Origin of the sequence: Solidesulfovibrio aerotolerans (genome assembly GCF_009856865.1) — a bacterium.
GTDB lineage: Bacteria > Desulfobacterota > Desulfovibrionia > Desulfovibrionales > Desulfovibrionaceae > Solidesulfovibrio > Solidesulfovibrio aerotolerans.
In genome coordinates, this window is the sequence record NZ_WVUD01000050.1 from 1 (window position 1) to 24,003 (window position 24,003).

19 protein-coding genes and 1 pseudogene are annotated in these 24,003 nt (G+C 62.6%); 11 read left to right on the plus strand and 9 right to left on the minus strand.

Features of this window, described 5'->3' with window-relative positions:
* Positions 1–197 (plus strand): annotated as a pseudogene (locus GTA51_RS20745) (EipA family protein); the annotation flags it as partial.
* A gap of 149 nt (positions 198–346) precedes the next feature.
* Here GTA51_RS20745 and GTA51_RS17895 read toward each other — a convergent pair.
* From GTA51_RS17895 to dsrA, 5 genes are all read right to left on the minus strand, one after another.
* The gene (locus GTA51_RS17895) at positions 347–1,435 is read right to left on the minus strand and encodes a hypothetical protein (protein ID WP_160963538.1); all 1,089 of its coding nucleotides are present in this window, start codon (positions 1,433–1,435) and stop codon (positions 347–349) included.
* Between the two features lie 362 nt (positions 1,436–1,797).
* On the minus strand, positions 1,798–3,219 hold the full coding sequence (locus GTA51_RS17900; protein ID WP_160963540.1) for a cobyrinic acid a,c-diamide synthase CobB: 1,422 nt from the start codon (positions 3,217–3,219) through the stop codon (positions 1,798–1,800).
* Between the two features lie 158 nt (positions 3,220–3,377).
* Positions 3,378–3,605 (minus strand): dissimilatory sulfite reductase D family protein, encoded by a 228-nt coding sequence (locus GTA51_RS17905; RefSeq protein ID WP_043636396.1) that lies wholly within the window; start codon positions 3,603–3,605, stop codon positions 3,378–3,380.
* Between the two features lie 56 nt (positions 3,606–3,661).
* Positions 3,662–4,825 (minus strand): dissimilatory-type sulfite reductase subunit beta, encoded by a 1,164-nt coding sequence (gene dsrB / locus GTA51_RS17910; RefSeq protein ID WP_160963542.1) that lies wholly within the window; start codon positions 4,823–4,825, stop codon positions 3,662–3,664.
* A 16-nt stretch (positions 4,826–4,841) separates the two neighbouring features.
* Positions 4,842–6,155, minus strand: coding sequence for a dissimilatory-type sulfite reductase subunit alpha (gene dsrA, locus GTA51_RS17915; protein ID WP_160963544.1), 1,314 nt, complete (start codon positions 6,153–6,155; stop codon positions 4,842–4,844).
* A gap of 325 nt (positions 6,156–6,480) precedes the next feature.
* Between dsrA and GTA51_RS17920 the strand changes: the two genes are divergently transcribed.
* From GTA51_RS17920 to GTA51_RS17955, 8 genes are all read left to right on the plus strand, one after another.
* On the plus strand, positions 6,481–7,170 hold the full coding sequence (locus GTA51_RS17920) for a YkgJ family cysteine cluster protein (RefSeq protein WP_246198217.1): 690 nt from the start codon (positions 6,481–6,483) through the stop codon (positions 7,168–7,170).
* 59 nt (positions 7,171–7,229) lie between these two features.
* Positions 7,230–7,748 carry a hypothetical protein gene (locus tag GTA51_RS17925; RefSeq protein ID WP_160963546.1) on the plus strand — a complete coding sequence of 173 codons (519 nt, stop codon included), beginning with the start codon at positions 7,230–7,232 and terminating at the stop codon, positions 7,746–7,748.
* 121 nt (positions 7,749–7,869) lie between these two features.
* Entirely contained in the window at positions 7,870–9,687 is a 1,818-nt protein-coding gene (locus GTA51_RS17930; protein ID WP_160963548.1) for a M6 family metalloprotease domain-containing protein, read from the plus strand.
* A gap of 296 nt (positions 9,688–9,983) precedes the next feature.
* Entirely contained in the window at positions 9,984–11,291 is a 1,308-nt protein-coding gene (locus GTA51_RS17935) for a DUF2325 domain-containing protein (protein ID WP_160963550.1), read from the plus strand.
* 99 nt (positions 11,292–11,390) lie between these two features.
* The gene (locus GTA51_RS17940) at positions 11,391–11,771 is read left to right on the plus strand and encodes a RidA family protein (protein WP_160963552.1); all 381 of its coding nucleotides are present in this window, start codon (positions 11,391–11,393) and stop codon (positions 11,769–11,771) included.
* A 279-nt stretch (positions 11,772–12,050) separates the two neighbouring features.
* Positions 12,051–12,293, plus strand: a complete 243-nt coding sequence (locus tag GTA51_RS17945; RefSeq protein ID WP_160963554.1) for a (2Fe-2S) ferredoxin domain-containing protein — start codon at positions 12,051–12,053, stop codon at positions 12,291–12,293.
* 70 nt (positions 12,294–12,363) lie between these two features.
* Complete coding sequence (locus tag GTA51_RS17950) at positions 12,364–14,160, plus strand: [Fe-Fe] hydrogenase large subunit C-terminal domain-containing protein (RefSeq protein WP_246198218.1); 1,797 nt, start codon at positions 12,364–12,366, stop codon at positions 14,158–14,160.
* Entirely contained in the window at positions 14,157–15,335 is a 1,179-nt protein-coding gene (locus GTA51_RS17955; RefSeq protein ID WP_160963556.1) for a SpoIIE family protein phosphatase, read from the plus strand. Before GTA51_RS17950 ends, GTA51_RS17955 begins: the two co-directional genes overlap by 4 nt.
* Before the next feature lie 75 nt (positions 15,336–15,410).
* Here GTA51_RS17955 and GTA51_RS17960 read toward each other — a convergent pair whose 3' ends face one another.
* Complete coding sequence (locus GTA51_RS17960) at positions 15,411–15,776, minus strand: tetratricopeptide repeat protein (protein WP_160963558.1); 366 nt, start codon at positions 15,774–15,776, stop codon at positions 15,411–15,413.
* Between the two features lie 191 nt (positions 15,777–15,967).
* Between GTA51_RS17960 and GTA51_RS17965 the strand changes: the two genes are divergently transcribed.
* Positions 15,968–16,540: a class IV adenylate cyclase gene (locus GTA51_RS17965; protein WP_160963560.1), complete on the plus strand. Its 573-nt coding sequence runs from the start codon at positions 15,968–15,970 to the stop codon at positions 16,538–16,540.
* Here GTA51_RS17965 and GTA51_RS17970 read toward each other — a convergent pair.
* From GTA51_RS17970 to GTA51_RS17980, 3 genes are all read right to left on the minus strand, one after another.
* Positions 16,523–18,334 carry an ABC-F family ATP-binding cassette domain-containing protein gene (locus tag GTA51_RS17970; RefSeq protein ID WP_160963562.1) on the minus strand — a complete coding sequence of 604 codons (1,812 nt, stop codon included), beginning with the start codon at positions 18,332–18,334 and terminating at the stop codon, positions 16,523–16,525. The genes GTA51_RS17965 and GTA51_RS17970 overlap by 18 nt on opposite strands.
* 159 nt (positions 18,335–18,493) lie before the next feature.
* Positions 18,494–20,206, minus strand: a complete 1,713-nt coding sequence (locus GTA51_RS17975; protein WP_160963564.1) for a GGDEF domain-containing protein — start codon at positions 20,204–20,206, stop codon at positions 18,494–18,496.
* Positions 20,207–20,215: 9 nt separating this feature from the next.
* Positions 20,216–21,478, minus strand: a complete 1,263-nt coding sequence (locus GTA51_RS17980) for a branched-chain amino acid ABC transporter substrate-binding protein (RefSeq protein ID WP_160963566.1) — start codon at positions 21,476–21,478, stop codon at positions 20,216–20,218.
* 431 nt (positions 21,479–21,909) lie between these two features.
* Here GTA51_RS17980 and GTA51_RS17985 point away from each other — a divergent pair, with 431 nt between their 5' ends.
* Positions 21,910–23,355: a hypothetical protein gene (locus GTA51_RS17985; protein WP_160963568.1), complete on the plus strand. Its 1,446-nt coding sequence runs from the start codon at positions 21,910–21,912 to the stop codon at positions 23,353–23,355.
* Positions 23,356–24,003: the final 648 nt, after the last annotated feature.

Consider the following 24,003-nt stretch of genomic DNA (forward strand, 5'->3'; position numbering starts at 1 on the left):
CGGCTGCACCCGAACCGCCGGCGCCCCAGGCTGCGCCCGCTCCAGTGGGTGTGGACCAGCCAGGGGCTGCTGCCCCGGAAGCTGCCGCCGGGGCGCCGGCCGGCGGGATTTCGGACCCCGGCCAGCCCGGCAGTCCGGCCCTGCCGCCGCCCCTGCCGGACGCTGCGCCCGAACCCGGCGGCCGTACCGGAAGCTAGTGCTGACGCCTTAAAAAAGTTGTGCCACGCGCAAAGGCTTTGCCTTGCCCCAACCGGAGCGTGTGTCCCAGGGAGCGTTTGCGCAGCAGCCAGGAACCGTCCTGCCCCCAGGCCGTGCCGTCACCCGGCGGGGCCTTATGGTGCGGTCTTTATTGCGCCGGGGCGACCTGTCCCAGCCGGCGCAGGGCCGCAACCACCACGGCTGCATGTCCCGGCCAGGCAGTGGCCAGAAGTGCGGCCTCGTCCTCGGGACACGGCCAGGAAAGGCCCAATGCGGCCCGGGCCAGCTCCTGGGGCGAAAACGCGCCCAGAAATTCCAGAATGCCGCAAACGGTGGCCGCGTCCAGGCCAAGGGCACCCAGTCCCGAAACAAAGCCCTGCACCGCTGCCTCGGCCACGTCCTCCCCGGCCACGACCAGCTTGCCGACCCCGTCCACCCGGTCCAGGCGCAGGCGCATGGTCAGGTTGGTGAAAAAGGCCAAGGCCGCCAGCTTGTCGGCCAGTTCCCCGGCTTCGGCAAAATCCTGGCCGGCCCCGTAGCCGCGCACGGTGATCAGCTTGACGGAGACCGCGTCTTCCACAACCCGGGCTACAAAATCCCCGGCCGCGTGGTGCCACGGCCCGATGCTGGACCCACTGGCAGCTTGGTAATAACGGGTGAGGATGTGGGCCGCCTGCCGATACATCGCAAGGGCCTGGGCCTGGGAAAGAAGGCGCTCCCCGGCATCAAAGTCCCAAAGGCGCACCCGGCCGGTCCCGTCCTGGTGAAACTCATGATACCCGGCAAACCAGTCTTCCAGCAAAAAGGCGAGTCCGCCAACCGTGGCAAAGACCCGGGGGCACGGCAAAAATTCCGGTGTGAAGCGCTCGCGCAAGCCCGCCAGCAACCCGGCTTCCTGTTCGAGCAGGGCGGCAGCAGCCGGCGTTGCCGCCACATTGACGCACAGTTTGACCTCGCCGCCGCCAAAACGCACGGTCACGCTGGCCGGATGGTAGAGCGCCCCATGCTTTTCCGCCCGCACCACCAATTCCGCGATGTCCTCGCCGTCAGCCAAGCCGCTTTCCAGGGCCACAGCGTGCAAGGCCGAAACCGCGGCCGCATCCGTTAAAAACGCCTCCAATCCGGCAAAATAGGTTCCGTAGGTCAGCCCTTCCCCGCCTTCTACAGGAACAGCAGCCTGGTCGGGGCGATAGTCCAGTACGCCCGTGGGCGAAGCGATCTGATTCGTGATGCGCATGGTGATCTCCTTGGCCGCACGAGGCGGTCGTTGCGGCAAAACGCCCCTGGCTCCCGGCAGACGGCCAGCGGCGGCTCAGGCTTGAGAGGTTGGGCAACCGACCCGCCTACCGCCAAACAAGGCGGCGCACAAGCGGCTGCCACGTTCTCAAAAAGCATCTAGGGTGTTTTGAAAATAAAAACCATGGTGGCGGCAGCGTGTGACACCGAAAAGCTTCAAGGCGTTTCCAGAAGCCGGCGCGCCATGGCGGCGTGGGCGCAGTCCGTGCCGGCCGCACCGCCCACCAGCCCTCGCCCCACGGCCAGCCCGCAACGTTTCAAGCCCCCCGGACAACCGGTGCGAACGCAGCGCGTCGCCCGGAATCAGCGGCAGCTTTGGCTATAGGCCAGGGCGGCGGCCACGAAATGATCGGCCCAATGGGGCGCGCCATCGGCGTGGATGTGGGTGTAGGCGGCAAACGTATTGGCCGTGGTCAGCCCGTCCAGGCCGCCCAGCATGCCAACGCCCCGTTCCATGGCCAGGGCAAACGCCTCGGGACCGGGAAGAGCGGCTCCCGGGCCGCCGCACGACCCGAGTGTCGCCTGACATTTGGAATAATGAAATTCATGGCCCCGCAGCACCGTGCCCACGGGATGGTAGGGATTGTCCCGCACCACCCGGGCCAGGCTGTAGCCCAGGCCCTGGGGCCGGGCGCACAGGGTCGTGGTCACCGGGAAAACGCCGGCCATGGGATAGTAAGTGCCGTCAACGACCAGCCCCTGGCCCAAATACATAAACCCGCCGCATTCGGCGTAAATGGGCAGGCCGGCAGCGGCCAAGGCCCGCACATGCTCGCGAACAGGCAGGTTGCCCGCCAACGTGGCGGCCTGGGTTTCCGGGAACCCGCCGCCCAGGTACAGCCCGTCCAGGGCCGGCCAGGGCGCGTCGTTTAGGATACTCACCGGGACCAGTTTCGCCCCGGCCCGCTCCAGGGCTTCGCAATTTTCCGGATAATAAAACCATAAGGCGGCGTCGCGCACCACGCCGATGACCGGCCGCCGGCCATCGCCCCGGGGAGCGGGCCAGACCGGTGCCGGCGCGTCCGGCAGATCAGGGGCCAGCCGGGCCAGGGCCACAATCCGGTCCAGGTCCACGTTGTCGCGGATGACCGCGGCTATGCCGTCGAGAATGGGGTCCACGCCGGACTGCTCACGCATGGACATAAGCCCCATGTGGCGTTCGGGAATGGGATTTTCAGAAATTTTGGGCAACATGCCAAGCACCGGCACCCCGGCCAGGGATTCGATGGCTTCGCGCAGGATGTCGCGGTGCCTTGGACCGGCGGTGCGGTTGAGCACCACCCCGGCCAGATTGAGGCCCGGTTCAAAGGCAGCCACCCCGGCAACGATGGCAGCGGCGGTGCGCGTCATCTTGGTGGCGTCGAGGATAAGGACCACCGGTGCGGCCAAGGTGCGGGCCAAAGCGGCGGTGGAGCACGACCCGGCCACATCCATGCCGTCAAAGATGCCGCGATTGCCTTCGATGATGCTGATGTCGCAGTCTGCGGATTTTTCGAGAAAAAGGGAGGGAATGCGTTCGGGCGGCAATAAGAAAGGGTCCAGATTGGCGGCGTCGCGGCCGGCAGCGAGGCCAAGCCAGGCGGCGTCGATGTAATCCGGACCCTTTTTAAAAGGACGGACGCGAAGGCCCGCAGCGGCCAAGGCCCGACAGATGCCGAGGGAGAGGATGGTTTTTCCGGCCCCCCCGGAGAGTCCGGCCAGGACCAGACGCGGACGATAGTTCACGGCGCGTGTCTTTGAGCGCGCCTTGGGGCGCGTCGGAAAGTTCGGGTTTGACGAAACGGTTCCGCCACGGCCGGGGGGCGCATCGGGAACGACGAGGTTCGGGGCATGCCGCCTAGACCGGGCAAACCGGATCGCAAAACGCAGCGCGCCGCAGTGGCCTAATCTTCCTCGGCCTTCTGCTTGCCGGCGCCGGTCATGCCGTACATGGTCGTGGAGCCGCTGGACCAGAATTCCAGTTTGCCTTCGTTGACCAGTTCGGTGAGGACTTTTTTGACTTCGCGCTGCTTCTTGTCCGGGAAAATCTTGCAGAAATCGCTGAAGTAGAACTTGGACTTGCCAGTTTTCCCCGTAAGGAATTCGAGAACTTGCTCTTTCTCGGAAGGCATAGCGTCCCCTCTTTGTTTTATCCGGGCGGGGATCGCTCCCCGCCCGGAAGTTGGAATTAGGCCTCGATGTGCTTGGTGAACTTGAACTGGGTGCTCTGGCGCCACGTGTAGTAGGCCGGATCACGGAAGTCATCGATGCAGTGGTGGGTGAATTCCAGATCGCACAGCTCGAAGAACTTCTCCCAGCCAATGCGCTCGGCCCACTCGCCCAGGCGCTCGTACTTGCGAGCTTCCTTGGCGTACACTTCGACGATCTGCTTGACCATCTTGGTCAGCGTCGGCCAGCGGGGCGGCTCGTTGGGGATAAAGGCCACAACGACCTTGGAGAACTTGGGCATGGAGATGCGGTTGGACACCTTGCCGCCGACCATGAGCACGATGCCGTCGCCCTCGCCGGAGGCGAGCGGCATGGCCGGGCACATGGTGTAGCAGTTGCCGCAGTACATGCAGCGCGAGGCGTTAACGGCCACGGAGTTGACCTTCTTGCCGTCGATCTCGACCTTGGCCGGCTTGATGGCGCCGGTGGGGCAGGCGGAGATGGCAAGGGGCACTTCGCAGATGTTGTCCAGACGGTCATGCTCGACGATCGGGGGCTTGCGGTGGATACCGACGATGCCGATGTCGGAGCAGTGGACCGCGCCGCACATGTTGAGGCAGCAGGCCAGCGAGATGCGGACCATGGCCGGCAGGGTCATGGACTGGAAGTACTCGAACATGTCGTCCATGACGGCCTTGACCGGGCCGGAGGCGTCGGTGGCCGGGGTGTGGCAGTGGACATACCCCTGGGTGTGGACGATGTTGGAGACGCAGGCGCCGGTGCCGCCGACCGGGAACTTGAAGCTCCCGCCAGCGAACTTGCGCGAGGCCAGATCGGCCAGCAGGCCGTCAAGGGCGGCCTCGGTCTCGACCATGAACTCCACGTTGTTACGCGTGGTGAAGCGCAGGTGGCCGCCGCAATGCTTCTCGGCGATCTCGCAGATCTCGCGGATGTGCGTGACGCTCATGAGGCGGGCAGCGCCGACGCGCACGGTGTAGACCACGTCGCCGGACAGGCCGACATGCTTGAGCACGCCGGGTTTGACGATCTCGTGGTAGTCCCACGCGCCTTTGTTTTTCTTGATGACCGGCGGATAGAACTCCTCGAAACTACGAGGACCGATATCCGTGATCCGGTTTTCCATGGGCTTGTCGGGATTGTATCCGGAAGAGATGAATGCCATTTCTTATGTCCCCCGCTTATCTCATGTGTCTCTGGCGATAGGCCGCCTCGTCGTGTTCGAAACCGCCCGGCACTTCCTCTTCCTTGAAGAAGATGTACGGGTTGGAGCGCGGCTCTTTCACATGCTGCGGCATGGCCTTGATGTTGGTGACCTCGAGCAGCTTCTGGAAGGACAGACGCTTCATGGTCTCGCCCACGCGCTCGCGGTTCTTGCCCTCTTCCATCCACCAGTCCCAAATGTTCTCGATGACTTCCTTGATCTCGTCGTAGGGCTTTTCAACCACAACGAAGGGAACAAGCAAGGACGACATCTGCGCGCCATCCAGGATGGGGGCCTTGGCACCGAGCAGGATCGAAGCGCCGGTCTCTTCACCGATCTTGACGGCGGCGGGCATGGTGTTGATGCAGTGCATGCAACGGGTGCAGTTGGCATTGTCAATGGACAGCTTGGCGCCGTCGTAGCTCATGCAGCCGGTGGGGCAGCGATCCACGACTTCCTTGACGATGTCGAACTTGCCCCAGTCGCGACCGGCGTGCGAGCCGCCGCCCGGCTTGAACTCGCCGGCAACGTAGGCTTTGACACGATCCTGGTCGATGCGGATGTCGCTCTTCCAGGTGCCGATGACCGAGAAGTCGGAACGGGCGATGGAAGCGACGCAGCCGTTGGGGCAGCCGTCGAACTTGAACTTGAACTTGTAGGGGAAGGCCGGACGGTGCAGTTCGTCCTGATAGTCATTGGTCAGGGTGTGGCACAGATCCTGGGTGTCGTAGCAGGCGAATTCGCAGCGCGACTGGCCGAGGCAGTCAGCCGGGGTGCGCAGGTTGCCGCCCGAGCCGCCGAGGTCGGTGTTCATCTTGTGGGTGACGTCGAAGAAAATTTCTTCCAGCTGCGGCGTGGTGGTGCCGAGCAGCACGATGTCGCCCGTGGAGCCGTGCATGTTGGTCAGGCCGGAACCGCGCAGATCCCAGATGTCCATGATGCCGCGCAGGTAATCGGCGGTGTAGTACTTGCCGGAGGGCTGGGCCAGACGAACGGTGTGGAAGTGGGCCACACCCGGGAACATTTCGGGCTGGTCGCAGTAACGTCCGATGACGCCGCCGCCGTACCCGAAAACGCCGACGATACCGCCGTGCTTCCAGTGGGTCTCTTTGTCCTTGAAGGAGAGTTCCAGCACGCCGAGCAGATCGCTCGGGCAGTCAACGGGGATCTGATAGTCCACGCCGTCGGGGTTGGCGGCCCGATGGGCTGCTTCCTGTTTGATGTCGGACACGAAGCTGGGCCAGGGCCCAGTTTCGAGCTGGTCCAACAAGGGAGTTTGGTGTTTCGCCATTTGCTTCCTCCAGTGGGGTTTGAAGATTACCGCCTTAACCAGCTAACACGCGCTCCGTGCGGGCTTGCGCGCCGCCTTGGGCGCCTCCCCTCCGACCAACCCTGCTCGCTGGCGGATGGGGTGTTATTCAATTGGGGGTCAGGAAACGAAACGTGAACTTTTGAACAATCGCTCCCGATCTAAAATGACATGGCCGTTATGTCAACGGCAAACCAGGGTTAGAACGGTAAATCGGGTATAAAGCTGATACTCCCGAACGCCTCTCCTACCACGAGAGCTTGATCGTTGCAAAGCCTATTTCCGGCAGCCCTGACTGCCCCGCCCCTTGCCAAAGTCCGCCTTTTCCACCATCACCCAGCCCATGGCCCACCCCGCTCCCGACATCGCCTGCCGCCGCTGCGGCCGCTGCTGCCGCCTGGGCGGCCCGGCCCTGCATGCCGGCGATCTGGCCCTGGTGTGCGACGGCCGCCTCGGCCCGGCCCAGCTCGTCACCCTGCGCCGGGGCCAGGGGGTCACCGACAACGTGACCGGCACGGTCGGCCCGTCCCCTGACGAACTGGTCAAGGTGCGCCCGGTCCCGGGCGGGCGGGCCTGCATTTTTTACCGCGATCCGCCGGCCTGCGCCATCCACGAGGCCAGCCCCGTCGAGTGCCAGGCCCTTTTTTGCGACGATCCCGCCCGGCTCGCCGCCCTCTACGCCAAAAATCGCCTGACCCGGGCCGACATCCTGCCCCCGGGCGGCGATCTGGCCGCCCTGTGCGCCCAGCACGAGGCCGAAACCGATCTGGTCCGGCTGACCACCCTGTGCCGGCTGGCTCTCGCCGGCGACGACGCCGCCCGGGGTGAAGCCCTGGCCGTGGCCCACTTCGACGCCGCCTGCCGCGATCTGCTGCCCAAGCGCCTGGGCATCGAGGCGGCCGCCCTGCCCTTTTATCTCGGTTCTCCCCTGCCCCAGGCCCTGCCCATCCTGCGCGCCACCCTGTACCCGGGCGGTCTTTACAAGCGCCGGGCATAGGCCTAAATCCTGTGTCTGCCCGCTACCGGCCGACACTCCGGCCACGGGGAGGTTTGACCATGCTCAAAGCCATGTTGCTGTCCCTTTGCCTCGTCCTTGCAGCTGCGCCAACCAGTCCGTTTGCCGCCGAGACCGGCCACGGCTTTGGCAAATACCGCTTCGGCCAAGCCTGCCAGACGCTTTTTTCCGGCCCATCCTTTGCCGAGGAAAAAGCCCGGCCGGTCTGGGACGCCAAGTTTCAGATGTTCGGCCTGACCCACGATCCTGAAATCTACGCCCAAAGCCCGTTCGTGCTGCATTACGACCGCGACGAAACGCCCACTTTTGAGGGCGTGCCCCTGGGACGCGTCTATTACGGCTGCAACAAAAAAACCGGCCTTTTTTCCCTGGTGGTCATGTCCCATGATCTCCTGGCCGTGCCCAAGCTGGTGCAAAAAGCCTCCAAACGCTTCGGGCCGCCCACCATGACCACCATGATCCAGACCATCTGGAATCTGCCCGACCTCTACGTGCAGATCGATCAGGTTTTTATGATCATCTACGACTCCCGGGCCGGCAAACCCGGCGGCGCGTCCTGACCGCCCCGGCCGCACCCGGACGCGATGATCCGGGCAACTCTTTCCGGCAAAACCAGCTCTGGACAAGACCATACCCAGGATCAATCACGGGGCAACACACAAAAGCGGGGGGAGAAAACACATGCGAAACAGCGTCGTTTTTTTGTTGCTTTGCCTGCTCTTTCCCTTTTCGGCCCAAGCGCGTCCGGCTACGACCACGCCCGTGGAGGTGGTCCAGCCCGACGGCACGAAGCTGACGCTTCACATCATGGGCGACGAGTTCGCCAACTGGAGCGAAACCGGGGACGGCTACGCCGTAGTGCAAAATCCCCAATCCAAGGCCTGGGAATATGCCCTGCCCCGGGGCGGGACGGCCACGCCCGACACGACGGCCCAAACCGGCGGCGCAACGTCGGCCGTGGCCCCCCAAGGCCTTGTCCCCTCAGGCCTGCTCCCCGGCCGCGATGCCCCACCGGCCGTGTCCCGCCACCTGCGCCCGCAACCTGACCCGGACCTGCGGCGTCGGTTCCAGGCAGGCCTGGAGCAGATTCGCCAGGACAACCTGGAATCCCGGGCCATGGCCGCGACGGTCGGGGGAGAAGCCGCGCAGGCCCAAGGCCAGCCGGGCCAGCCGGCGGACGCCTCCAATCCCTGGACCACCAACCCGGTGAGCGGCACCAAAAAAATGCTCATCGTCCTGGTGAATTTCGCCGACCGCCAACTTGCGACCACCCCCGCCCACTGGTACGCCAAGGTTTTTGACACCACCGCCGGCGTCAAGTCGGCAGCCAATTTCTATAAGGACAACTCCCACGGCAAGCTGGCCATCGAGCCGATTCCCCAGACCCAGACCAGCGGCAACCAGGGCGTGGTGACAGTGACCATTGCCGCCAACCACCCAAATTCCGGCAACAATTTCGATTACGCCAGGGAAGTCGCCTGGGTAAACCTCGCCCTGGCCCAGGCCGCCGCGCACGTCGACTTCGCCGCCCTGGACACCAATGCAGACGGCACCATCACCCCCTCCAAGGCAGTCATCTATTTTATTCCAGCCGGCTACGAGGCGGCGGTTTCCCAAAAACAGCCCCGCATCTGGGCCCACGCCAACAGCGACGACGAGCAAGGCCCCCATGTCGAGATCAGCACCGCCGACGGCTCCAAGCTGCTCACGGCCTGGGCCATGAACGGCGAACGCAACGACGCCGGCCGCCCGTTGCCCATCGGCACCCTCTGCCACGAAATGGGGCACCAGATGTGCGGTATGCCCGACCTCTACGATACGAATAACTACAACAACGGGTTGGGGATTTTTTCGCTGATGGCCTATGGCGTGGACGGGGCCGAGTCGGGCGAGGACGATGGCTCGACCCCGGTCGCCTTCGACGCCTGGAGCCGGGCCTACTGCGTCTGGGACACCACCCGCCTGCTGCCAGCCAACAGCCAAACCGTCACCTTCGGCCCGGCCCTTGGCGACACCACTTTCAAACTGGTGCCGCGGTCTTCTACCACCGAATACTTCCTGGCCGAGAACCGTCACCTGACGGGCTGGGACCGGGGGCTGTGGAAATGGGACAATAGCTACCAGGGCGGCCTGCTGATCCTGCATGTAGACAACACCATCGGCACACCGGGCCAGGGGACATACGGCCAAAACGACATCAACAAATACGTGGCCGACTCCCACCAGGGAGTCGTCGCCGCCCGAGCCGGCGATTGCGACATGCTTGCCCCCCAGGCAGGCAGCACCAAATGCGCGGGTGATGGCTCCGTGCTGTACTATAGTGGACACAACGCGGTTTTTTCCCCGGGTTCCTCGCCCAGCACTTCCAATCTCTATTCCGGCGCGACCTCGGCCCTGGGCCTGACCGCCATCTCGACCCCCGGCTCCTTAATGACCGCCCGCGCCATTTCGCCCGATGGTGCCTCCATTCCTTATATGCTGCTGCTCAATTCCCAATAGCGCCAGGCCCGAAGAGTCCCGAAGGCCAAAGCCGTTGTCTTCGGGACGAGGACTGGGGATTTTTCGACCCGGCAAGCATCGCAACCGCCCGGGCGCCGACGCCGTTGTTTTCGGGACGACAGGGGGCCGGGGATGCCGTAAACGATCCAGGCATCCCCGGTTGGCCGCGCCTCCCGCGCGCCTTGCCCCAGCCCGCTTTCCTGCACGGGAATATTTTTCACGGGCTATAATTGACAATGATTCTCATTTTCGACTAAAGAGGATTCCAGCGGCCCGACTTGCCGCCCGGAGGCCCCATGCAGCGAAGAACCCTGCTCGAAAAAGCCGATTTTGCCTGCCCCATCGTCGGTACCTGCCTGACCATCAGCGAATTGCGCCGCATCTGCCGCAAATTCGGCGATCTGGTGCCGGAATCGGCCTCCGCCTACGAGGCCCATGTCTTCCTGGTGGGACAGGCCAAGCTGCCGGGCAGTCCGGCCACCAAATATCTTCAAAAATACCTGGATAAAAAATACCGCCGGGAAATCCGCGCTTTTTTCAAAACCGAGGACGAGGCCACCCTGCGGCGCATGTGGCGGGAGCGGGCCGATGCCGGCGATGTGCCTGGCGCGTTCTGGGCGCTTATGTCCCATCCCGGTGCCACCGACAGCCTCTTGCGCGACGTCTACGGCGAAGTGCACATGCTCTCGCACCAGGTCGGCGCGGCCAATCGGGCCGATCTGGCCCGACTGGCGCACCTCGAAGACAAATTGGCCGAAGCCAATGCCGCCCTGGATGAAAGCAAAGTCGTGCTGCGCCAGGCCGTGGCGGTCTGGAAGAGCCGCTGCCACAAGGCCATGGAGGAACTTGGCCTTGAACGCAGCAAACGGCAGGCGGCTGAACGCGAGCGCATTTCGCTGCGCGACGCCATCGAGCATTCCGCCGTGGCTGCCGTGCGCCGCGACCGCGACATCTTAAGCGACCAACTGCGCGAGAACACCGAACGCTTGCAGGCCACCGAAGCCGAAGCGGCCCGCCAGGCCGTGCTGCTGGAACGGCTCCATGGCGAACTGCAAACAACCCGCCAGGAATTGGCCGACCGCGACAGCGAAGTGGCCGCCCTGGAAGCGTCACTGTTTGCCGCACTCGGCGAGGCGGCCGTGGCCCACGCCGCCCATGCCGAGCACCATCGCGACGATCTGGCTCCCCACGAGGAGCACCTCCACGGGCAGTGCCCGGTCGATTGCGCCGCCAAAGCCGGCCTCTGCCCGGCCCGGGCGGCCCTGGCCCAGGGGCTGCCACCCCACACCGCCATCACCGGCAAACGGGTGCTCTACGTGGGCGGGCGGGCCTCGCTGGTGGCCCACTACAAAGTGCTGGCCGAAAAATTCGGCTGCCAACTCCTGCACCACGACGGCGGCCGGGAACAGTCGGCCCATCGGCTCTGGGAACTGCTCGGCTGTGCCGACGCCGTGGTCTGCCCCGTGGACTGTGTGAGCCACGAGGCCTGCACCTTGGTCAAACAAGCCTGCAAGGGCTGTCTCAAACCGCTGATCCTCGCCCGCTCCTCGGGGCTGTCCAGCCTCGCCCGCTCCCTGGCCGAACTGGGCGCGCCGGCCCAGTAAGCCACCCATCCACTCCGGGCCCCGGTTGCATCCGGCGGCCCGACCGGCTATCTCCCTGGGAGCGCCGCGCCAGCGGCGCTCCCTTAAAGGAGATTCCCCATGACCACTCGCCGCAATATTTCCTCCGGCTCCAAATGGGAACCCCTGCTCGGCTATTCCCGGGCCGTGGTCGCCGGCAACACCGTGTACGTCTCCGGCACCGTGGGCGCCGCCGCCGATGGCTCCATCCCGGACGGGGCCTACGCCCAGACCGTTCGCGCCCTGGAAATCATCCGTGACGCCCTGGCCCAGGCCGGTGCGGACCTGACGCAAGTCGTGCGCACCCGGCTCTTTCTGGCCAATATGGGCGATTTTGACGCCGTGGCCAAAGCCCACGGTGAAGTGTTCGGCGACATCCGGCCGGCCACCACCATCGTCGAAGTGGCCAAACTCGTGGACGCCGCCTTTTTGGTGGAAGTCGAAGCTCTGGCAGTCATTTAAAGAGCGAAAGAGAAGGCAGAAGAGGCCTCCGGCGGCCGGGGGGATCATCCCCCCCGGACCCCCTGAAAGAAGAGAAGTTTTTTAAGGAGAGAGGGGGGGCTGGATGGCGAGCGGCCGCTGTGGACCTTGCCGTTCGGGAAATCGTGACCATCTTCTCCTGTACCGCCCTGCCCGCGCAGCCCTGGTGGCGATTTCGCAACACCCCGGCCGATTCCCCCTTGCAGGGGATCCTTTTTCCGGGTAATTTGTGAAAAAAGTATCAAATGAGGCCCACCGCCGATGAAACATGAGATCGTCATCTGCATGGGTAGTTCGTGTTTCGCCAGAGGCAACCGCAAACACCTGCTCATGATCGAACAGTATCTGGCAGACCACGGACTGACCGAAACCGTAGTCCTCAGCGGCAGCCGCTGCGAGGACCAATGCCGTTGCGGCCCCAACATCCGCATCGACGACCAACTGTACGGCGATATTAACGGGGAACGGCTGCTGGAGTTGTTAAGCCGGCACCTCGCCACCTGATCCAGGCCCCGCAGTTCGCACTCAGACAGTCATCCGGTTACTGCTCCCGCTCCTGCAGCCGGCCGTGACCATGAAGTCGGCCCGCTACGGCAGCCCGATCCCCCAGGGAGGCGGCATGCTTTCGCATTATCCCATTTACACCATCGAGGCCGAATGCCAGGACTGCTACCGCTGCCTGCGCCAATGCCCGGTCAAAGCCATCCAGGTGGAAGGCGGCCGGGCCACCGTCGTGCCCGAACTGTGCATCGCCTGCGGGCAATGCGTGGCGGCCTGCCCGTCCCAGGCCAAGCAGGTGCGCAGCGATCTGTTTAGCGTGTACAAGCTGTTGCGCTCCCAGCGCCTGGCCTATGTCTCCCTGGCCCCGTCCTGGGTGACGGAATTTCCCGATATTTCGCCCGAGGCCATGATCGCCGCCCTGCGCAAGCTGGGCTTTGCCGGGGTGTCGGAGACGGCACTCGGCGCCCAGGAAGTCTCGGCTGCCGTGGCCGGCATCCTGGCCCAGGGCGGCCCCAGGCTCCAGCTCTCCACGGCCTGCCCGGCGGCCGTGGATTTCATCCGGGGCTACATGCCGGAACTGGTGCCCAACCTGACCCCGCTGCTTTCGCCGCTGCTCTCCCACTGCCGCATGCTGCGCCAGGCCTATGGCCAAAACATCGGCGTGGTTTTTTTCGGACCGTGCGTGGCCAAAAAAACCGAATCCGACAACCATCCGGCCCTGCTCGATGCCGCCATGACCTTTAAGGATCTGCACGTCATGCTGCGCGAGGAGCACATCCGCCCCGACGCCATGGTTCCCGGGCCGGCGGATAAATTCATGCCCCACCCGGCCAAGGAAGGGGCGCTCTACCCCGTCGAAGGCGGCATGTCCGACACCATCAAGGCCTACGCCGGCAACGACAAGGTGTGCTTTACCACCCTGTCCGGCATCGCCACCATCGAATCCGCCTTGCAGGGCATGCACAACCATGTGCTGCCCCGCCCGGTGTTCATCGAGATGCTGGCCTGCGTCGGCGGCTGCGTGCGGGGGCCGTGCGTCTCCAGCCGTCGGCCCAGGCTTTTGGACCAGCTCGATGTCTTTGACCGGGCCGTCCACCCCGGGGTTGATCTGGCCGTGCGCCAGCCGTTGTTGTCCATTGCCGAACGCAAAAACCCCTCGCCGGTCGATCTGCCGGTCTACAGCGAGGATCAGTACACCAAGGTGCTGCGGCTTATCGGCAAGTTCGCCCCGGAAGACGAAATCAACTGCGGCGGCTGCGGCCACGAGTCCTGCCGGGGGCTGGCCCGGGCCATGCTGGAGGGGTTGGCCGAACCGTCCATGTGCGTCCACTTCCTGCGCAAACGCGCCACCAGAAAAGCCAACGCGCTGTTGCGCTGCATTCCGGCCGGGGTGGTCATTGCCAATTCCCGGTTGCAGATCATTGAATGCAACGAGCATTTCGCCCGGCTTTTCGGTGAGGAAACGCTTATGGCCTACGAGGCCAGTCCCGGTATGGAAGGGGCCTCGCTGGACAAGATCGTGCCCTTTGCCAATTTGTTTCGCCGGGCTCTCGATACCGAGACAGACATCCATCGTGATGCGCTGCGCCATGACGACCGGGTGTTTAGCGTCACGATTTTCACCATCGAACCGCGCAACGTGCTCGGCGGCATCGTCTTTGACGTCACCGGCAGCGAACTGCGCCGCGACGAAATCGCCACCCGGGCCAGGGAGATCATTCGCAAGAACCTGGAGACCGTGCAGGAGATTGCCTGCCGCCTGGGCGAGAACATGGCCGACACGGAAATCCTGCTGCGCTCCCTGGCGGAAGGCTTCTCCAGCGGGACCAAGCGCCTTGGCGACAAGGACATGCGGGGACGCCGGTCATGACCGACGACGTGTTTGTCGAGGTGGAGGCCACCCAGCGCAACCGGTATGGGGAGGACATCTGCGGCGACGCCTTTAAAACCCTGCGCATTGCCGACGAGGGCCGGGTCATTGCCGTTTTGTCCGACGGGCTGGGGCATGGGGTCAAGGCCAGCATCCTCTCACTCATGACCGCCACCATGGCGCTCAAATACACGGCCAAGGACGCCGACATCGTGCGCACGGCCGAGGTCATCATGGACGCCCTGCCCGTGTGCCAGGTGCGAAAGATCAGCTACGCCACCTTCACCGTGGTCGATATCTTCCCGGACGGGGCCACGCGGGTGGTCGAGATGGACAATCCGCCGGCCATTTTGCTGCGCGACGGCAAGGCCGTGCCCATGGAGTATGAGGAAGTGGCCTCGCCGCGCTACAACGACCGGGTCATCCGGGTCTATGACCTGACCATGCGCCCGGGAGACCGGCTGATTTTCACTTCCGACGGCATCACCCAGGCCGGCCTTGGCTCCGAGCGCATGCGCCTGGGCTGGCGCATCAAGGGCTGCCAGGAGTACGTGGAGGAGATTGTGGCCCGCGATCCGTCGATCTCGGCCCGCAGCCTGTCCCAGCAGATCCTTGGCCAGGCCTTGCGCCAGGAGCCTTTCCAGCGGGCCTACGACGACATGACGGCGGCGGTGATTTATTTCCGGCGTCCCCGCCGGGCCATCGTCCTGACCGGCCCGCCCTACGCCGCCCACCGCGACAAGGAATTTGCCGAGATGCTGGCCGAATTCCCCGGCCGCAAGATCATCTGCGGCGGCACCACCGCCAACATTGTCTCCCGGGAGCTGGGCCGGGCCATCCGCGACACCCTGCGCGGCGGCGGATCGAGCGATATCCCGCCGGCTGCGGCCATGGACGGGGTGGATCTGGTCACCGAGGGCATCCTGACGCTGACGCGGCTGGCCCGCCTGCTGGAACGCGACGACCCGCCGCGCGAAAAAAATCCGGCCAGCCAACTCTACGACATTCTGCTCGAGAGCGACTCCATCGAATTTGTGGTGGGTGCGCGCATCAACGAAGCCCACCAGGATCCCAACCTCCCCATCGACCTGGAAATCCGGCGCAACATCATCAAGCGCATCTGCAAGGTGTTGGAAGAAAAGTATTTAAAGGAAACGCGGATGAGCGTGTTTTAAGCGGCAGCATAAAAAGTGCGTCCGACCAACGCCCCAAAGACCCGGCCGGACGCGTCTACGCACAGGCAACACCCGCTATTCGCCAACGGCGCAGGCCAGATCGGGAACAGCCCGCCCCGGCAGGGCCTTGGCGAAATGCTCCATAATTTTTTGATACAGCTTGCTGCCGCATCCGGCCCGACCCCGGGCCAGGGTCAGCGCCTTTTCAAATTGCTGCGCCGCTTCATCCCCCCGCCCCGCTTCATGCAACGTCAAGGCCAGGCGGTAAGCCGAATGGGCTGTGGCCACATCCAGGCCGCCGTCGGTTTCGCCTAGTTCCACCGATTGCCGCAACAACGACTCAGCCTGCCCCAGATCGCCCGAGGCCATGGCCTCCATGCCTGTTTCGCGAAGCTTGCGCACCTTGCTGGTGAGCAGGCATTTTCCACCTGTGCAAGCCATAGTCCTTCCCCTTGTCGCCGTCTGAAACAAGACGGGCTGTGTCGGGCCGTCCCCAAAGGCGCGGCGATTCGTGTTGCCCCAGAAGTAACGATATTGATTTTCATTGTCAATAGCAAAAAAGTATTTCCCGCTTTCTTCGCGCTGCGCGCCGGGGTAGGCCACGGGGAAAACCCCATCGTCAAGGAGCCTCCATGGCCCGCAATATTGAAATAAAAGCCCGCATCGCCAGCGTCGAAGCCCTCGCCCCAGTCGTAGCCGCCCTGGCCGAGGCCGGGCCGACGGCAATCGAGCAGGACGACACGTTTTTTCCGTGCCCCACCGGCCGGCTCAAACTGCGGCAGTTGTCGCCGACCGAGGGCCAACTCATTTTCTACCAGCGCCCAGACGCGACCGGCCCCAAAACCTCACACTACGAGATTGCCCCTGTCCACGCGCCGCAGGCCCTGCGGCAGGTTCTGGAACAAGCCTTTGGTGCTTGCGGCCGGGTGCGCAAGCAGCGCAGTCTGTACGTCTGCGGCCGCACCCGGGTGCATCTGGACCGGGTTGCGGGTCTGGGGGATTTCCTGGAACTGGAGGTGGTGCTTGGCGAAAACGAAGCCGAGGCGGCCGGGCTGGCCGAGGCGCGCCGCCTCATGGCGGCCCTGGGGCTTGGCGAGGACGCCCTCGTCGCCGGGGCGTATGTGGATCTGCTGGCAGCGGCCGGCCAGAACGGCCGGCCGCGAAAGAAGGCGCTCGGGACGGGGCTGTCAGGCCAATTTGGCTGAAAGTTCGCCCCAGCGCATGTACAGGCGCTCCACTTCGGCTTCGGCTGCCTGGAAAACCTCCAGACGCCGGGCCAGTTCGTGGCCGTCGGTGGCAATGGCCGGGTCCTCCAGGGCGAGCTTGGCGGCCTCGACGGCGGTTTCTGCGGCCAGGATGGTTGCTTCGATAGTGTCGTATTCCCGCTGCTCTTTGAAACTCAGCTTCTTTGAGGGAGCTTCCGCCTTGGGCTTGGCCTTGGCCTGGGTTTTGGCCTCGCGGGCTTCGGCCCGCTCCCGGGCCAGAAAATCCTCTTCCCACTGGGCATAGTCGGCATAGACCTCGGACCCGCCGGCCCCGTCCAGGCCAAGCAGCACCGTGGACACCCGGTCAATAAGCGAGCGGTCGTGGGTAATAAGCACCACCGCCCCGGGAAATTCCGTCAGGCTCTCTTCCAGCATTTCCAGGGTCGGGATGTCCAGATCGTTGGTGGGTTCGTCCAGGAACAGCACGTCGGCCTGGCGCAGCATGAGCCGGGCAATGAGCACCCGGGCCTGCTCGCCGCCGGATAAAAGCCCCACAGGCAGATCGAGTTGTTCCGGGCGCAGGGCGAACCGTTTGGCCCAGGTGACGACGTGGACGGGCTGGCCCCGATAGATGACGCTGTCGGCGTCCGGGGCAAAGGCGTGGCGCAGGATCTGCTCTTTGTCGAGCTGCTCGCGCTTTTGATCAAAGGTGACCAGCGACACCCCGGCTGCGGTGGTCACGCGGCCGGCGTCGGGCTTCTCCTCGCCGGCCAAGGCCCGCAGCAAGGTGGATTTGCCCGAGCCGTTGGGACCGACCAGCCCCAGGCGCACGCCGGGCGAGAGCACGATGTCGAGCCCGGAAAAAAGGGTGCGCCCGTCAAAGCCCCGGGACAGATTCTCGGCCACCACAAGCCGCTTGGTCTGGCGGCCGGTGCCGGAAAAATCGATACCCGCCCTGGCTGTGGCCCGGTTGCGTTCCCGGGTGGCGGCAAGATTTTGCATGAGGGTGCCGGCCGCGTCGATGCGGGCCTTGGCCTTGGTGCCGCGCGCCTTGGGACCGCGCCGCAGCCATTCGATCTCGCGCCGGGCCTTGTTGGCCAACGAGCGTTCCAGCGCCCCCTGATTGGCCAGAAAAGCTTCCCGGGCCTCCAACAGCGCACTGTAGGGGCCGTCCACGGCCAACACGCCGTCCGGGTAGACCGGGGAGAGTTCCACCGTGCGATTGGCCACGTTTTCCAGGAAAAAGCGGTCGTGGCTCACCACCACAAAGGCAAAGGGTGCGCTGCCCAAAAACCGTTCCAGCCACAGAATGGAGCGCAGATCGAGATGGTTGGTGGGCTCGTCCAAGAGCAGCACATCCGGCTCGGACACCAGCGCCCGGGCAATGGACAGGCGCTTGCGCCAGCCGCCGGACAGCGACTCCACCAAAACGTCGGGATCAAGAAAGCCCAGCCGCCCGAGAACCACGGCCGCCCGGCCGCCTTTCTCGGCCTCGGACCGGCCAAAGGCCTCGGCCACGGCCCGGTTGAGCACCCCGGCCACGGTGTCCCCGGCCTCAAAAAGATCCTGCTGGGCCACATAGGTCAACCGCGCCCCCTGGCGCAGGGTGCGCTCGCCGGCATCGGAGCCGATCATCCCGGCCATGATTTTAAGCAGCGTTGATTTGCCCGAACCGTTGGGGCCAATAAGCCCGATGCGTTCGCGCTCGCCAACGCCCAGGGAGATGCCGGTAAAAAGCTGGCGGATGCCGAAAGACTTGGAAATGCCGCGAAGATTTATAATGCAAACGCTCATAGCCGCTTTGAGTAGTCAAAGCCGGGCAGGGCGTCAAATGGCGCGTGGACCCGTTACCCGCTCCCCCCTGGCCCCAGCGCTCGTTCCTTGACCAGGGGGAGACGGCAAGGTCGGCCGGTTCGGCGGTTGCCACGCCAGGGACAGCCCGCCCGCCGGGCGCTATGGCGTCCCGCCGCCGCCTGCCAGGGATGTCGCCACCACGACCTGATTGCGCCCGCTTTGTTTGGCCCGATACATGGCCTCGTCAGCCCGTCCCACCAGGAATCCCGGAGCGGCGTCGGCCTCATAGTCAGCCACGCCAAAGCTGGCCGTCAGATGCCCGATGCCGGGGAACAGCGTGGCCTTGATCTCACGGCGCAACCCTTCAGCCAGGGTCCGGGCCTCCCCCAGGCCGGTTTCCGGGCAAATGACGACAAATTCCTCGCCGCCCCAGCGCCCCACGATGTCTGTCTCACGGGTCGTGGCAATAAGGATGTCGCTGATGCGCACCAGCACGGCATCGCCCGCATCATGGCCGAACGCGTCATTGACGTCTTTAAAGTTGTCCAGATCGATCATGATGACGGAATAGGCCGACCCGTAGCGCTCGGCCCGCCGCCACTCGGCCACCAGGGCCTGATCAAGCCGGCGGCGGTTGCACAGCCCGGTAAGCCTGTCGGTTAAGGACAACACCGCCAATGCCTGGTTTTTTTCGTCCAGTTCGTGGTTTTTGGCCGCCAGTTCCAAGGTCCGCTGGCGCACCTTCTCCTCCAGGTTGACCACCAGATCCCGGATACGCCCATGCATGGCGTTAAGCGAGCCGGCCAGGATGCCCAGCTCGTCTGTGCCGGGCATATCCACCGACACCTCAAGATTGCCGTCGCGCACGCCGCAGGCAAACTGGGTCAGGGCCACGATCTTACTGGTGATGGCGGCGTGGAGCATGCGCCGGACGATGAAAACGCTGGCCAGACCGAGCAGGGCCGAAAGCAGGATGATGCCGCTGGCAATGCGGCTGGCCCAGACAATGCGCCCCTTGGCCCGGGCAACCTCGGCAGCAGTGATCCGTTTGAGCTCCTCGGATATGGGATCGACGGCTTTGGCCTGGAGGGCAAAGTCGTTGGCGTTGGCGTTCATGGCTGCCACGACTTCGAGCAAGCGGGCGGCTGTCTTGTCAAAGACTTCAAATTGCTGCAGCGCTTCGGCCCGCAGGGCCGGGTCCAGGTCAGACCGGGTCATGACCAGACGCCGCAAGAGTTCCAGTTTGTTGCTGGCAGCCTGCATGACGGGCCGCTGGTGGCCAACATGGTACTGCTTGACCAGGATGATGACCTCTTGCAGCATCATGGCCGCCTGGGGCAGTGGCGCAAACAATTCGCTCAACCCGGTCAAACTGGCGGCCAGGCGGGTATCAAGGCCGTTTTCCGGATCGCCGATCACGGTGGCCAATTCATTTTCGCTGAGCAGTGTCTGGGTGAACCGACGGGCCGTGGAAGAAAAGAAGTTCATATCCACATTGCGCTTGGCAATGGCCGCCCCCGGCGGCAGCACGGCAATGGCGCTCTTTAACTCTTCACTGAGCGCGATGACCCGGGCAGCCACAGCCAGAGCCGGCTGACAAAACCTTTCCTGGGCCTGGACAAACCCCATTTCCGGTGCGTTGATAATAAAATCCCGATAGAGCCGACGGGCCTTTTCCAGTTGCCCTTCCATTTCAAGCACTTTGCCACGGATGTCCATATTGGCCACAATATCGGCCTCAGCGCCACCCACCACGGCCAGCCCCACGAATCCGGCAATACTGGCCATGGCAAAAAAAACAAACAAAACGATAAAAGCCAGCCAAAGCTTGGCTGTTATTCCGAGATTATACCAATAAAATCGACGCATCATACCATTCTCTTAACGTGGCGAATACGTATAAACAACGTTAGCGGCAAGCCCGACCACGCCAAGCGACGGATCTTGCATGCGTAAAACGTTAAATTTCGGCGTAGCACAATCTCCAAACTCGTCGCACTGCAACAGGCCGCCTACACCAGGATAGTCTTTGGTGGCGAGCAAGGCGTTGCGAAGGGCTTGGCGACCGATGATGCAACTTCCATCCGTCCCTTTGACGGCGGTGCGTTCCAATGCAGCAAACAAAATACCGGCCGCATCGAAAGCCGACATATAATATGACGTCAGCGGATCGCTCAGATATTTAGTCCGATACATTTTTTGGAGTTCATCAACGGCCGGACTGAAAGCTGGTGGCGCCGGCCCTACGAAATACATGCCCTTGGAGGCGTCACCGACCGCATCAATAAATGTTGATTCAATCAACGCGCCATCGCTCATCAGGGTCAGGGGAGCCATTTCGGGCATGGCCCGGGCAGCCAGCAGCACATTGTTGCCCTCAGGCTGAAACAATGGGAAAAAAACCAACTCGGCCTTGGAGGCGACGACGGCCTCCAGCACCGGGCGCATATCGGCATCGCCCTTGTCCACTGCGGCAAACAGGGCTGTGCGCCCGCCCAGACGTTCAAATTCCGATCGAAAACCCGCCGCCAACCCCTGGGTGTAAATGTCGCCATCATGGATCATGGCCGCACTTCTGGCTCCCAGGACTTCATACGCGTAGCGGGCTGCCGCCGGGCCGGAGTGCTCTTCGTTGGACGCGGTGCGGAAATAGCCGGGCTGCCATTTTGGAGCACGTTTGCCGCCGATGGAGGTCAGAAACGGCGCGCTGTTGTTGCCGGAAATCATGCACAGGCCGGCCTCGGTCATGACCTGGGCCGCTGCAGCGGCATCGCCGGAACAGGTGGTGCCGAAAATGGCCACAACCGAAGGGTCGGAGACAATGCGCAGGGCGGCGTTGGCTCCACCTTCCGGCCGGCAGCCGGTGTCCTCGATGACCAGTTCCACAGGATGGCCGAGGATTTTGCCGCCGTGCTTGTCCAGCGCCAGTTCCAGACCGCGCAGTTGCTCAAGCCCCAGGGGGGCCACCTTGCCGGTCAGGGCCTGGATCACCCCAAGGCGCACCGGTCCGTCAGGCGCAATTGCAACGCATCCCAGTGGATCAACGCAGGCCTGGGGCTTGCCGTGTGGCAGCGCATACCAGCCTGCGCCAAGGGATACACCCAGACACACCGTTGCCACAGCCCAAACCCACCATCGTCGCATTTGGCCACTCCTGTGAAATCGTCTCGACAGGCCTTCCCAAAGCATTGCATCCTTCAATCCTTCCTATATATTTCCAAAAGGATTTCCAGTCCTTTTTTACACCTCTAAACATATTCAAACCATGATGGCAGTCAGAGCCAGGGAACAGCCCACAAACCCTTGCGCCATGTGCCGTTGCAAACACTTTCGACCTGTGCAGTTGCCCACAAATACAAGCTGATCGGCGGCGCCACATTGCGACTTGACATCTGGCGACACGAAAAATAGCGAAGAGATGTGATTGCCATATTGGGCACTGATTTTCATGAGAACCTTCCCGCAACATATCGGGCCAGGCTGGAACAGTTTTGTTTTATTGGCTTTGCTGGCAGCCCAAGGGCCAACACGGCCCAGGCTGCATCCCGTTCAAACCATAATGGCTCGGGAAAATCATGCATCTTAAAATTTTTGCGTCCCTCTTCGTCGCCCTTGTCGTCCTTTTTAAGACCGCCACCAACGCCGCAGACGCCGACCTCTGGGGCTATCTGGCCTTTGGCCGACTCTTTTTCCAAAGCAGCTCGTTCCCATACCAGGATGTCTTTGCCTATACGCCAACCTACGATATCTGGGTGTACCATGAATGGTTAACCGGCGTTGTCTACTACTATCTTTACAATATATTCGGGATAGACTCTCTCCAGTTGCTCAAGCATGCCTTGTCTTTGACATTTAGCTATTTTGTATTTAAAACTGCGCGGTTGCGTGGCGCAAATTTTGCCTACGCTCTCGTAGCGGTATTACTGGGTTCTTTTGCCTTGTCCTGGTATCGAAGCGTGCTTCGCGCCCAATACATCACCATGCTTTTCTTTATTCTTTTCATCTACCTCCTTGAGAAAGCTGACAAAGAAAATGACTGGAAACCGTTGGTCTTCCTCATGCCACTTATGGTTTTATGGAGTAACTTTCACGGCGGATTTCTCGTCGGTTTTTTGCTCCTGGCCGGCTACACACTCAATACATTGCTCACCAATCGTCCCAAGCTCCCGATTTATGGACTCGTGACCGCCGGCTGCTTGGCTGCTACATTGATCAACCCCTATGGGCTGGCCTATTGGAAATATCTTATCATGGCCATCAGCATGCCTCGGCCGGAAATCGGGGAATGGAAAAACGTCTTTCAAGCGTTTATATCCAACGACTATTCCCAAGGCTCGCTGATTTTTCTGATTGAATTAGGCGCTTCGCTTTTCCTTGCTCTAAAATTCAAAACTATCAATACGGCCCGTCTGCTCATCCTTCTACTTTTTGCCTATTTCGGCTCTACCAGCGTTCGCCACCAATGTTTTTACATGATTCTTTTCGCTGTATATTTTTCACCATTATTGAATCAATTTTTTATCGCTTCGTATGCTGAACTTTGTCAAAAAAAATCATTATATGCTGTCTATGCAATCATTTTGGTTGTCTTGAACATTTTTTATGGCAGCCGTTTATGGAACAGATCCACATACACTGTGAATACGCGCAAAATGCCCTATCAAGACCTCCTGCTTAGCTATCCATCGGCAGAGATGCTGGCTTTGATCAACACCGCCCAATCCGGCACAAACATATTTTGCGACTATAACTGGGGAGAATACCTTTTGTTCCATCTTCCCAACAAAAAAGTTTCCATGGATGGCCGCTATGAAACGGTCTACACGCCGCAAACCTGTGAGGCGTATTTCGATTTCATGAACGGCAAAACAACCGAGCTTCCGCCCAAGACCGATTTAGCCGTCCTGTTCAAGCACTCCCAAGCGGCCAAACAACTGGATTCCATGCCCCAATTTTCCCGAATCTATGAAGACGAACTCACGGCCCTCTGGATCAAACCGGCCCTGGCGTTGCCTCGCTGACACAGGTTTGCGCAAAGCCGCAGGCGTTCCTGTTTGCCCTTTGCTCCAGGGAGACTTTGTTTCGCTGCTATGGATTTTTTGCACTGCGATTGGAGTTGTGGCGGAGCCCACGATTTGACAGGACTGGTGGAGTTGTCGCTGCGTGAGGTTCACGCCGACCTGAACTCGGAGGTGAAGAACCAGGGTCCGGGGCTGCTGGCGAGAGTTGCGGGCACGGCCAAGCGCGGCGTGCGCCGGGCTGACCTTTCCAGGTCAGTCTGGGATTTGGTTGGGCTGGCGGTCGATAGGGGTCTAGATTGCCCGGGAGTACACAGGCGGAGCCAAGGTCGCACTGGTCTGTGCGTGTGGCGCAGCTATGCGGCCTGTACACCAATTGGCGAAGGCATGTCGCGCAGACGACGGGACGTCATCCAGCGCGAACTGTAGCGCCGTACGCGGCAACATCGCCCTGTGTGCCCGACGCCCAACGCCCTGCGCTCTGCGTCCGGGCGTCCACGCGTCCTGCGTCCAGCATTCTTTGGTGAGCGCAGGGCCAAAAAAAAGCCCCGTGTATTTCTACACGGGGCTTTTGAAAAAGAGCCCTGGCGGCGACCTACTTTCCCACACAAGAATATGCAGTATCATCGGCGAAGGAGGGCTTAACTTCCG

Coding starts and splice junctions, on each gene's coding strand:
- dsrB (WP_160963542.1), bottom strand. CDS start 4,825: ATGGCATTCATCTCTTCCGGATACAATCCCGACAAGCCCATGGAAAAC.
- GTA51_RS17975 (WP_160963564.1), bottom strand. CDS start 20,206: ATGATGCGTCGATTTTATTGGTATAATCTCGGAATAACAGCCAAGCTT.
- GTA51_RS17905 (WP_043636396.1), bottom strand. CDS start 3,605: ATGCCTTCCGAGAAAGAGCAAGTTCTCGAATTCCTTACGGGGAAAACT.
- GTA51_RS17930 (WP_160963548.1), top strand. CDS start 7,870: ATGCGAAACAGCGTCGTTTTTTTGTTGCTTTGCCTGCTCTTTCCCTTT.
- GTA51_RS17985 (WP_160963568.1), top strand. CDS start 21,910: ATGCATCTTAAAATTTTTGCGTCCCTCTTCGTCGCCCTTGTCGTCCTT.
- dsrA (WP_160963544.1), bottom strand. CDS start 6,155: ATGGCGAAACACCAAACTCCCTTGTTGGACCAGCTCGAAACTGGGCCC.
- GTA51_RS17940 (WP_160963552.1), top strand. CDS start 11,391: ATGACCACTCGCCGCAATATTTCCTCCGGCTCCAAATGGGAACCCCTG.
- GTA51_RS17965 (WP_160963560.1), top strand. CDS start 15,968: ATGGCCCGCAATATTGAAATAAAAGCCCGCATCGCCAGCGTCGAAGCC.
- GTA51_RS17980 (WP_160963566.1), bottom strand. CDS start 21,478: ATGCGACGATGGTGGGTTTGGGCTGTGGCAACGGTGTGTCTGGGTGTA.
- GTA51_RS17895 (WP_160963538.1), bottom strand. CDS start 1,435: ATGCGCATCACGAATCAGATCGCTTCGCCCACGGGCGTACTGGACTAT.
- GTA51_RS17955 (WP_160963556.1), top strand. CDS start 14,157: ATGACCGACGACGTGTTTGTCGAGGTGGAGGCCACCCAGCGCAACCGG.
- GTA51_RS17935 (WP_160963550.1), top strand. CDS start 9,984: ATGCAGCGAAGAACCCTGCTCGAAAAAGCCGATTTTGCCTGCCCCATC.
- GTA51_RS17925 (WP_160963546.1), top strand. CDS start 7,230: ATGCTCAAAGCCATGTTGCTGTCCCTTTGCCTCGTCCTTGCAGCTGCG.
- GTA51_RS17960 (WP_160963558.1), bottom strand. CDS start 15,776: ATGGCTTGCACAGGTGGAAAATGCCTGCTCACCAGCAAGGTGCGCAAG.
- GTA51_RS17945 (WP_160963554.1), top strand. CDS start 12,051: ATGAAACATGAGATCGTCATCTGCATGGGTAGTTCGTGTTTCGCCAGA.
- GTA51_RS17970 (WP_160963562.1), bottom strand. CDS start 18,334: ATGAGCGTTTGCATTATAAATCTTCGCGGCATTTCCAAGTCTTTCGGC.
- GTA51_RS17950 (WP_246198218.1), top strand. CDS start 12,364: ATGAAGTCGGCCCGCTACGGCAGCCCGATCCCCCAGGGAGGCGGCATG.